Here is a 1641-nt window from a genome sequence, read left to right on the forward strand (position 1 = left end):
GAAGTGTAACCAAGATTGGTGTACAGGTTATCGATGCGCTCAAGATCTTCCATCTTGTCACGGATAGCGCTCATTTCCATATAACGGCGCACTAAGTAACCAGGATAATCGGACGAGAATAATCCCGTCGTCCCATATAACTCCAAGTTGCGTCGATCATAGCTATCGAAATAGTTCTGGCACTCGTAAGAAACAATTTCTTCTAGGTTTGTACCTTCGTCAAAACGGTTACAGTCGCTGTTTAGAGAAACGTTCCCATCGGTACAGAAATCGTAAGACTTACGCTCAATTTCATTCACTTTATCTAGGTAGTAAAGTGCGCCATAACGAGTTTTCGCATTCAGTTCTGGATCATCAGACAACGCGGCGGTATCGAATCGGCTGAAGTCACAGTTGTAGAGTGATTTGCCTTTCTCGTTCCCCGTTAGTGCCTTCACTTCAGAACAAACCATCAGCGATGTGTTGTCTGGATTGTTGCCAAACTTGTATGCAAAGCTTTGTTGGTAGGCTTGCTGATCAGCGAGGTAACGAGCGTATGCCGCTTTGTCTTCATCGCTCGCACTGTCTGCCGGTTTCGCAACAGGCGCAGGAGCTGAACCTGAAGAATCTTGAATCGTCTCGACTTTACGACCGTAGCCAAACTTAAACGCCGCAATGTCGTACAGACCCCAAGTTGGCGTTTCATCCAACATGCTTGGTGCGTAGTCCATCGTCGAACTGTAAGCAGGAATGTTGTTCAAACCAAGTTGATGCGCTTGCTCTAGCGTGTAGTAGTTCGCTTTGTCATTTGAGCCTTTAAAGTTATGGCGCAGACCCATGTTATGACCAAGCTCGTGAACAAGCGTATTGCTGTAAGTCGCAACCGTAATCGCATCTGCGGCTTTCACTTGCAACTCTTTTGGCAGGTATTTCCAACGCTTAAGCTGACGCGATACTTCGTTACCTGCGTCATCAAGTTTGATCTCAAAGTAACGCTCGTCATCCAACTTCAAGTTGTCCAACATGGCCTTGTTGGTTGAAGAAACCCACGACGCTTCGATTGGATAGACGTTGTTCTCTGCCCAGAAAGACAAACGGTTCTCTTCAGCTTCAACCACCTTTTCAAACTCCATGTCATCATTGAAGTTTTTCATTAGCTGAGTTGGGCTCTTCGTCGCTGCTTTTCCAGAAACGATGTCTTCTTTTGAAACGAGCGGCGCATGAATGTTTTCATCCGATTTCAGGCTCGCCATCGCCGCCATTGTAGAAAGCGCTTCAATTCTATCCGCGACTTCTGTTTTCACAGATTCGCTGCTGCTTGGCAATGGATCTAAGCCATCTAAGTCCAGTTGATTACGATTATAGAAACGCGCCAAGTTATCCCAATAGAAAGGTACACCCGTTCTTGCAACGCCTGCGTATTGGTTCACGTGGCCTTTGATGATTTCCCCCGTCATCGGGTTAGAAACCGACGGGCCGTAGCCAAGCAGACCGTTCGCTAGAGGCTCGTCAATCAGGTTAATCACGTTGTAACGCAGATCACCTGGGTGAATACCAGCCGCTTTGGTTTTGTTCACAATCTCGATTTCAGGCTTGCCTGCATCCGCCCCAAATACATTCAGCGCGTGGTTCATCTTGTCGATCGATTGCAGCGTTGCATCC

At 47.2% G+C, this 1641-nt stretch carries 1 protein-coding gene; it reads right to left on the reverse strand.

Annotated elements, in window-relative coordinates; all coding sequences use genetic code 11:
- Nucleotides 1–1641: M66 family metalloprotease (locus tag R7O12_RS24240; protein WP_318126587.1), on the reverse strand; the 1641-nt coding region annotated here is incomplete at both ends.

The organism is Vibrio sp. Vb1574 (genome assembly GCF_033338675.1).